Consider the following 8,321-nt stretch of genomic DNA (forward strand, 5'->3'; position numbering starts at 1 on the left):
ATCAGCGATCCGAGCGGCTTCCGGGGGTTTGAGAAGCTGCTACGGAGGTCCACAGTTTCAGACATACTCAAACACCTGACATGGGTGCTTTCGCCTGTTGTGACGGCGAACGGCTCCACGAGGCGGATCGTTGCTTCCTCGTCTTCGTTGATGTCGATGCTGGTGGTGAAGGTCTGGTTCGCGAGGCGTTTCCCGTGGGCGTCGGCGCTCTTGGAGAGGCGTTGGCAGTCGATCAAGAGCCGCAGTGCCTTCGCGATCTGGCGGCGGGGGCCTTGATCTTGGTCGTGTTCATTCTCGATGCGGCGGTCGATATCGGCCAGGCCTGCGCGGATGCGGTCCTGGTGACGTTTCAGGGTGGTGAGGTCGATGGCGTCAGCGAAGTGTGTGGCGAGGAGCTTGTCGGACTCATCTTCGAGCCGCCGGCGGTTGGCAGCGAGTTCTGCCAGTTCGTCGGAGCGAGCCGCGAAGCGCTCGTCGAATGCTTGCTCGACTTTCTTGGCGAGGCCGACGTACTGGGCTTCGTGCAGCGGCCGGCGCACCCGCATGACCAAGTGCACGCGCCGCGCAATCCCGGTTGCGGTCGTCGAACAACTCGTCGTCGACTGCTACGCGAGGATCTCGATCAACGCTGACGAGGCGAAGACCACAGCCACGACGGGCTTCCGCTCCTACTACGATCAAACGCTTTTGAGCTGCCACGCGTCTTGCAATGGAGGATTCCGCGCGTGCTGAGATAATCGAACCATGGCCTCCCCGCAGACACTCGACGACGCCAATCGGCGACTCGTCGCGTTGTGGGCAGCGGACTGCGCGGAGCGCGTTCTGCCGTTGTTCGAGGCCGAGGCTCCAGAGGATGATCGCGCGAGGGGTGGGATCGAACGTACCCGTGCTTACGGTCACGGTGAGCTTGATGCCGCCGGCGAGATCAAACGGCGATTCGACGCTGGTCGTGCTGCTCAATCGGCGAAATCACCCGTAGCGGTAGCCGCCGCTCGAGCTGCCGGACAGGCTTCGGGCGTGGCCCATATGGGAGCTCATGCTCTCGGTGCTGCTGCGTACGCAGCGAAGGCCGCCTCGCTTGCGGCGGACGACCAGGAGGCCGCGCGTCGTGAGGAGGTTCGTTGGCAGATCGACCACATGATGCCCGACGTTCGTGCGGCACTGTCGAGCCTGCCCCTGCTTGGGGAGAACTCATCCGGGCCGCTGGGGACCGGTCTTTTGGCTTCGGGAGTACTGGCGGTGACGATCCGCGAGATTCAGTCAGCGTTGGCGGACGCTCCCACGTTTGCTAGGCACCCGCAGGGCGTAACTGAAGGCTAAACAGGGGGCTCTTATGCGGTGGGCGAAGCTTGACGGTGTGGCAGATATTGATGCTTGGGTGATTCGGGAGCCTGACCGGCAGACCTATCGCGGGCGCGTCTCGTGTCCTGATCCCGCTTGCGGTGTGGGGTTGAATTGGCGGAAGCGTTCCAAGGACGGTAAGGCCCCGACCTTCTATGGCAATCATCTCGACGGCTGCAAGTTCAAGACCGAGTCTGAAGAACAAGTCGCTGAACGGGAGTTGGAGGAAGTCGATGCGGTCATCAACACCTGCGAGGAGATGAAGATCCGCCTCGACACGCCCAGCAGGCAACGGCCGAAGACGAAAGATGAACCGGGATCAGGAGGCAGCCCAGGAAAGACACATCAGCACAACGGAAATGACCGCTCGACACGGGCGGGATCGACCGGGCTACGTCCGCTCTTACGGAAGCTCATCAACTCGCCAACGTTTCGAGAGGATCGCATGCCGTTAGTGCTCAGCGACGGTACTCGTACGACCGTCGCTGACGGTTGTCATCATGTAAATGACTTTGAGTTATCTGGAGAAACCTGCATCGTGTGGGGCAAGATCAAGACCACGAAGGCGGACTGGATCAACGCGGGCTTCCGACACGAAAAGCTGCCGTCAGTGCGTGTGTGGAAGGACGCGGCGCCAGATGCACTTGAGTCTGCGGGCGTCCAGGACATTGACGATCTCATTGGCTGGTACTTTCTCGTCGAAGGTAAGTTCGGGGAAACCTCTGCGGGCAGCCCCTACGTCAGCTTGCAAGACGCTAAACGGATTGCCTTCCTGTCAGACCCGGCGGAGGCGGAGTCGAGGAGCGCTCGCTGAGTAGCTGACTCTTCGTCAACTCCTTCACGCGAGTTGGTGACAGAGCCAAAGTCCGATGACCCGAGCGGTTTCCTCCCCGGCATCACCCCTTCAGGAGTCGGCTCGACGGACCGCCGGTCCATCCTGAGTAAAGGGCAACCCTCGATCTGCAAGAGGCGTGGCAGCAAAAAGCGAGTCCAAGCGCGAAGGCCCCGATGGCCACTTACGGTTCGGACGGGGCCGCGGTGATGCGCCGCTGAAGAGGCGTCTCGATGAGGGCGCGCGTCTTCTGAAAGACGTGTGGTGTCACGCTGCCAACCACATAGTTGGACGCCGCTCCGTTTAAGGGTTATGCGGCAGGCTGCATTTCAAGACTCGACAACGCTCGAGTCATCGTTGACCAGAACAGGGCTCATCGCATCAAGAACGGCCTTGAACTGCACCCACTCTGATGCCGATAGAGGGAAGGCGCCGCTGATCACCACCGGAGGCCGCCCTTGTAGCGCGATAGGAATTGGGTAGCTTTGAACGCTTGCGGCGTTTTGCCCGGTAAACGACGACTGCGAAGCGCTTGCATGCTCGTCACGCTCGAAATGGGAAGGTGAGCCGGATTCGTCGAGCGGTCGGTCGAGTTGTTCTTGGCCGGGCTCCGAATCCTCAACTTCGAATGAGGCAGAGGGAGCCACAACCGCCGCCGTAGGCTCTGGCTGCTCATCTAGCCCTGCGAACTCCAGCGTTTCTCGCCATTCACGCAAGAACTCTTTCGCGCCGGTTTCGGTGAACCCACGGTCACGCGTGAGCCGCCAGATCACGTTGGCGTCAGACGGAAGACTCGAGCCGTACTCATCCCAGAATTCACGATGAATGGGGGGATGTAAGGCTGCATCTCTGATGGCCTCGGCCCTGGCATCAGAACTTGGATGGTTCAAGATATGAACCGCTTCGTCAGTTACCGAGATTCGTCGTTCATCCTTCGCGCCCTCGTCGTTGATGAGGCCGAACTTCTTGAGTGCGGAGATCGTGAGTCCCGCTGGTCCGTTTAGGCTCGCGTAGCCCCATATCTCCGGCAGTGACGCCACCGGGACCTCATACTGCTTGTCGCGTGCGTACAGCTGTCGCACCCGTTGAATAGCTTTCTCGAGGCTGATCGCCGGATACGCGGGACTCCTGCCCTTTGGGCGCTTCCGCGGACGCTGCTCTTCTGACATGTTCGACCTCCTTCTCGAATCCTAGCGCATGCGAACACAGGGGCAAGTGGCGCAGTGGTGGTACTGGAGCACAAGAGCATTCGACGTGGTATGCTGGAGGTAGCATAAAAAGTAGCGTCCCGGCGGTAACCGGGACGCTACTCAAAACAAGGTGAGGTCAGATCTCATCTTGACGAACGCTGGCTCTACCTCGCGACAACGAGATCTTGCCAGTACCGGCCCGAGGGCGCGGTGATGACTCGGACAGTCACCATCAGTGTACCGGAGTTGATGGGGACAACAGGTCTCCGCTCCTTCCTCGGGCCTCTACCCAAGGAAGGAGGGCGCTATGCCCACCATCACCGAGTACTACGGGATCTCTGAACCCGTACCGTTCGTCAACGTCGAGGTCACGGCTGACAACCGCCTCTACGTCGATCCCCACGCGATCCGGTTGCGCAAATCCGGACAACCCTTCGCCGACCTTGCACTTCTCTGCCTGGACACGTTCACCCAGGAGGTGACGGACAGCATCCTCCAGGGAACTCCTGCGAGCCTTCGCCGAGGCGAGCAGATCCTGCAGCGGTTCGTAGAGCCCTGGGAGACTCGGCTCGGGATGTCCCGCCGCGGTTTTCACGGACACGGCGGCGGGGACATCGTCGGAACGTGGATCTGGGGCGTCTTGACCGATGACGTGGAGGCTTTGGTGCGCATTGGCGTTTTGAAGCAGATCGAGGATCTCCCGCTCTTCGTCGATGGCGTCGACCGCGACATCACGTCGGACATCACCACTCGCATCGTCTTCGATGCGCTCGTCAAGTTCACTGCGCAGATGTTGGTGCAGTATCCCGAGTTCACCGGAGGCGATCATCAGGTCGGTACGTTCACGAAGCAGATCTGGAGCACGGACGCGTTGGACTGGGTTGACGTAGAAGTGACTCTGCCGGTTGCTGACGGCAAGGCGCTCCTGCTCGTACCGACCGGATGGGCCCGTCCTACTCTCCTTATGTCCGCGGGGCGTTACTACGGGACGAGTGTGCTCACATTCGCTCAACTCGAGCAAGCCGTAGTGGGCTCGGACGGCAAGCTCATCAAGACTCCCAAGGATCGACTCAAGAAGCAGACGGGGCTTGGCCGTGGCCGCAACACCAACTTGGCCGTCACGATGAAGGCGTTCGAGAAGGGCGAGGACCTTCTGGCTGCTTTCAAGGCCTTCGTACATGGTCGTCTCGACAAGAGCGAGCCGGAAGACAAGGCAGCGTGACCGTGGTGGGGACGCACCTGAACGTGCGTCCCCACCACTTCTGCCTAGTGGATCGAGGGTCAGTGTTGCGCTCAGCGCCAGGGTATGTACATTGCGGAACTGCTGACTTCGGTTCCTGCTACACTGGCTTCATCATGATCGGCCCGCTCGCCTCACGGCTCGGGCCGATTTTCTTTTCCCGGAGGCGCCAATGGTGGACTACGCCAAGCCGTGGCTGCCGGTCGATGCTCAGATCGACAAGCTCATCGCGCGTGGAGTTGTCATCGCCGACCGCGCCGGAGCGGCGAAGCTTCTGCGAACCGTTGGCTACTACCGACTGACGGGATATCTCTATCCGTTCCGTACCTCTGAGCGGTATACGGACGAGCACGATCGTGAGCGCACGCGCGTCCTGAACAGGTATCGCGAAGGCACGTCTATCGAAGACGCTGCCCGGCTTCTGGACTTCGACCGGCAACTTCGGCTGCTCGTGCTCGATGGGGTCGAACGGATCGAGATCGCGTTGCGCACTCAGATCGGCCACACGGTCGGACGAGTCGGACCGTTCGCTCACCAGGACACCTCCACGTTCGGCTCAGCATTCACCGAACCACACACCGACGCCACGACAGGGCTGACCTCGCTCAGCCGACTGGACCGCTGGCTCGCACGAGTTCAAGAGCGCCGAGACAGCTCTAAGGAGGCGTTCGTTGCGCACTTCCGAGCGAAGTACGACGATCAGATGCCGATCTGGGCACTCATCGAGCTCCTTGAGCTTGGACATCTCTCGCGTCTATATGCCGGTCTGCGCAACGACCTCGCGACCGAGATCGCTACCGCATTCGACGTGCCGACGAAGCGACTAATGGAGAGCTGGATCGCGACGATCAACTACGTCAGGAATATCGCAGCCCACCACGCTCGCCTGTTCAACCGAAAACTCGTCACAGCGCCGAAGCGCCCGAAGGCCGGCCAGGTGCCGCTCCTGGCTCACCTCAGCGAGTCCGACGCTCCAAAGCAGTTCGGCTCCTACAACGCGCTCGCCGTCATGGCCAATCTCCTGCGCACGATCGACCCAGGTGGCGATTGGGCGTTGCGTGTCGCGACCCTTCTTCGTGCATTCCCGAAGAACGCGGTCCTTGACCTCGGATCGATGGGCGTCGCTCCGGGCTGGCTCGACGAGGACCTCTGGCACATTTGATCACACGCATGCCGAGTAGAGCTACTGTGTCTTCTCCCACACCGTCATGAGGCTCACCCCGAATTGTTGGGCGATCGACATGACGCTCTCGCCGTTGTCGCGGGCCGTGTGAATCGCGTCTATCTGCTTGGCGGTTAGAGGAGTTCGAGTCCGTCTCGTTGGTTCCGTCACCGCATCGACGAGGCCCGAATCGGCCGTGGAACCCGACGCCCTGAGACCCCGCTTCGCCAGTTCCCACACGGCTTCCAGTCGTTCTACGCGCTTCCACTCATGTGGTTGGAATCCGCCCCGGTCCACAGTTTTGGACGTAACTGAACGCTTGGCATGGGCGTTCTCCTCATTCGTTCAGCGAGGTAGCGAGTCGAGGCGAACGGCTCTGCGATGCCAATAGTTGCTTCCCTATCCACTCCTGCTCGAGTTGGCGGTGGCCGTTCAATCCGCCTCCGCTCATGCGGTGGGGGTCCGCCTTGGCCCACTCCGCTGTTGGGTCGCCCGCCCGCATGGTGCGCGGCCCAAATTTGGTACGTGGAGTGCGTGAAGCGCCCCGACCTCGCTCTGCCGCGATCCCCGTGCAGGTAACAACTAGCCGGTGGTTACTGGGCACCCTGCTTACCGGGGGGTCCTGCATCCTTTTGCTTAGTCTCGGATGGAGTTAGACGATCATTATCTGCACGCTTACGTTGGAAGAGAATCCCCACTGCACCACTCACGCCGGCGGCTGCACCCTTGATCGCCTCGCTGGCCTGTGCCGCAGCTGTTGCTGCACGGGGTGGCTCTGGGATGCCGTCGCCGTCGAGGTCCACCGCCCGAAAAACCTCGGTGGCATGATTGAAGGTTTCGTCCCCCAACCGCTTGGCCGCGATCGTTCCAGCCCGGACCTTGTCCACTACTTCACCGACTGCCTGCCCCCACCGTTTTGCCTCCGCAGATTCACTGGTGGACGCGATCCCCAGCCGCTCTCGGAGGCTCTGGACCTCGGAGGCGATCTGGTTACTCGACCTGACGGCCGCTGGGGAGTCGAATGGGTTGGTGAGGACCTTGGCGTTAGCGTTCCGCACCGTTTCGTCCATCTGTGTGAGGAGGGCGGCAGTGCTTCGGCCGATCCGCTCGAGACGATTCTGGCGCGCCTTGAGTAAGCCTGCATGATGGCTATCGAGTTCGTCGGGCGCCGCATTGAGCACGCGGTCGAGTTCTAGTATCGAGACGCCGTCCTGCAGTTGAAACGTGCGCGCGAGGACCGCGAGCCATTCCCGCACTCGTGGTTCGGCCTCCCGCGTTCCCTTAGCGACCTCACCAATATCAGCCTTCCGCGTGAGCTTCTCAGCAATCGCGTCGAGTTCGCGTAACGCGTACGCCTGGGTCCGCGCGAGAGTCTGGGAGGTTGTCTGAACTTTCGACCAGGTGATCTCAGAGACATGTCCGACTTCATCGCGGACGATGAGCGCATCCTCGATGGTGAGGTCGACACCGATCATGTCGGCGAGGACCGCGTCCTTCTGAGCCCGGAGAATGTCATCGACCTTCTCGTTGATGAGTTCGAGATAATCGCCTATCTCGTTCATTTGCTGCTGCATCGCGTACTGTGACATGACGGCTCCAAGACCCCCAAGTATGGCGGGGTTGGTGAGGGCTGATCCTGGTTTCGTGACGATTTGTAGGATGTGCTGGGTTCGGCCCTGTCCATTGACTGCAATAGCTCGGGAAACCCCTTCGGTGGGCCCCTTCATCAGCTGCCAACTCTTGAAGGCCTGTGCCGACTCTTCGGTCAGCTTCACCCATCGCCCCATCTCTGTTGACGCGGTGACGCCTGCCGTGGCGATCCCGCCGCCGAGGTTCACTGCTGCTCGAATGCGATAAGGGTCGAAACCTCGCGAAGGTAGATGGTCCAGCCCTGATGACTGGAAGAACCGTTCGACATCGCTCATAGCGCCAATGACCGCAAGGCCGTTCCCGTCGCTCATCAGTTCAAGCTCGCCGTCCACGGTTCCTCCACTTGTCGCACCGGCGCTCGTCACTCTGCAAGACACCTCTTAAGCAAACGCTACATCTCGGTGCGGGCCTTCGCTGCGTGTGGGCGGTCCATTGGCGCGCTACTGGTGGAGGTGTTCACTTAGTCACGTGAGTCACGGTGAGTGGTGGGTTCGCATCCTCGCTTGACCAGGGCGGCGATGGCGCGCGTCAAGAGCGAAGGTCAGGGAAAGCGCTTGGTAGTGTCTGCTTTCGATATGGGCGAGGAACGGTCCGGAGAGGCTTTCGAGAGTTCATGGATTGAGGGGGGCAAAACCTATCGGAGCACGACGGCGAGCTTTGCCGTCCCCTGGAGGTAGACGCGCCTTCGGATTTTCGCCTCCCCCGCGAGGGTGTAAGACTGGTGGCCCCCCATCCCCTGGAGGAAGTGCCGAGGGCCTTCTCGTGGCCGGCCGGTAGCGGCCTAGTTGTGTTGTATTTCAGCGTTGTGGTTGGGTGTGCTCCAGTTCCGGCGTCCACCCCCACTCCTTCTCCGTGTGAGTCCCGTGGAGTGGTGGGTTTTGGAGGAGGGCGTGTCCTGAGCTGATG

General features: G+C 61.0%; 7 protein-coding genes. 4 read left to right on the plus strand and 3 right to left on the minus strand.

The annotated features are described in order from the left end of the window. A partial coding sequence (locus V7E09_RS12890) for a hypothetical protein (protein WP_442956892.1) occupies window positions 1-557 on the minus strand: 557 nt, incomplete at its 3' end. A 187-nt stretch (window positions 558-744) separates the two neighbouring features. On the opposite strand from V7E09_RS12890, the gene V7E09_RS12895 reads away from it, so the two are divergent. Continuing rightward, window positions 745-1,320, plus strand: coding sequence for a putative immunity protein (locus V7E09_RS12895; protein ID WP_324523492.1), 576 nt, complete (start codon window positions 745-747; stop codon window positions 1,318-1,320). 37 nt (window positions 1,321-1,357) lie between these two features. Then, the gene (locus V7E09_RS12900) at window positions 1,358-2,155 is read left to right on the plus strand and encodes a hypothetical protein (protein WP_324523493.1); all 798 of its coding nucleotides are present in this window, start codon (window positions 1,358-1,360) and stop codon (window positions 2,153-2,155) included. 347 nt (window positions 2,156-2,502) lie between these two features. On the opposite strand, the gene V7E09_RS12905 is transcribed toward V7E09_RS12900, so the two are convergent. Beyond that, window positions 2,503-3,342: a hypothetical protein gene (locus tag V7E09_RS12905; RefSeq protein WP_324523494.1), complete on the minus strand. Its 840-nt coding sequence runs from the start codon at window positions 3,340-3,342 to the stop codon at window positions 2,503-2,505. A gap of 328 nt (window positions 3,343-3,670) precedes the next feature. Here V7E09_RS12905 and V7E09_RS12910 point away from each other — a divergent pair, with 328 nt between their 5' ends. Continuing rightward, window positions 3,671-4,585: a hypothetical protein gene (locus tag V7E09_RS12910; protein WP_324523495.1), complete on the plus strand. Its 915-nt coding sequence runs from the start codon at window positions 3,671-3,673 to the stop codon at window positions 4,583-4,585. A 190-nt stretch (window positions 4,586-4,775) separates the two neighbouring features. Beyond that, window positions 4,776-5,765, plus strand: coding sequence for an Abi family protein (locus tag V7E09_RS12915; RefSeq protein WP_324523496.1), 990 nt, complete (start codon window positions 4,776-4,778; stop codon window positions 5,763-5,765). Window positions 5,766-6,358: 593 nt separating this feature from the next. Here the strand turns inward: V7E09_RS12915 and V7E09_RS12920 are convergent. Further along, window positions 6,359-7,747: a hypothetical protein gene (locus tag V7E09_RS12920; RefSeq protein ID WP_324523497.1), complete on the minus strand. Its 1,389-nt coding sequence runs from the start codon at window positions 7,745-7,747 to the stop codon at window positions 6,359-6,361. Window positions 7,748-8,321 lie beyond the last annotated feature (574 nt).

The organism is Propioniciclava sp. (assembly GCF_036744435.1).
Classification (GTDB): Bacteria; Actinomycetota; Actinomycetes; order Propionibacteriales; family Propionibacteriaceae; genus Propioniciclava.

Bases quoted from the DNA above. Each gene is read 5' to 3' on its own strand.
- V7E09_RS12895 (WP_324523492.1), top strand. From the start codon at position 745: ATGGCCTCCCCGCAGACACTCGACGACGCCAATCGGCGACTCGTCGCG.
- V7E09_RS12910 (WP_324523495.1), top strand. From the start codon at position 3,671: ATGCCCACCATCACCGAGTACTACGGGATCTCTGAACCCGTACCGTTC.
- V7E09_RS12905 (WP_324523494.1), bottom strand. From the start codon at position 3,342: ATGTCAGAAGAGCAGCGTCCGCGGAAGCGCCCAAAGGGCAGGAGTCCC.
- V7E09_RS12915 (WP_324523496.1), top strand. From the start codon at position 4,776: ATGGTGGACTACGCCAAGCCGTGGCTGCCGGTCGATGCTCAGATCGAC.